We start from the raw sequence: 484 nt of genomic DNA, 5'->3' as shown, positions 1-484 counted from the left end.
CTGCCACTGCACTTTCTGATGTTATTTTAAAATGCCAAATATCGGCTGTATTTTTTACGTGTGTACCGCCACAAAGCTCAATAGATTGCCCAAAACGAATAGCTCTTACCGTATCGCCATATTTTTCACCAAACAAAGCCATAGCTCCTTGGGCAATAGCTTCATCCATTGGAATATTTCGTTTTTCTTCTAAAGGTAATTTACCATCAATTCTGGCGTTTACAAAGTTTTCTACATCGCGTAACTCATCAACGGTTAATTTTGAAAAGTGTGAAAAATCAAATCGTAGGTATTTTGAGTGTACTGCACTTCCCTTTTGCTCTACGTGTGTGCCTAAAACTTCGCGTAATGCTTGGTGTAATAAGTGTGTTGCTGTGTGGTTACACTCTGTACGGTAACGCTGTTTAGCATCAACAACAGCTTTAAATGCTGCTTCTACATTTTTAGGCAAGTTTTTGGTAAAATGAATAATTACGTTGTTTTC

Annotated in this window: 1 pseudogene; it reads right to left on the bottom strand. The window is 37.6% G+C overall.

The annotated features are described in order from the left end of the window. Positions 1–484, bottom strand: a pseudogene (locus FUA24_RS10930) (alanine--tRNA ligase); the annotation flags it as partial.

The sequence above is a fragment of the Seonamhaeicola marinus genome (genome assembly GCF_008085455.1).
Note: the sequence above shows the minus strand (reverse complement) of the source record. Positions and strands in the feature narration are given on the sequence as shown.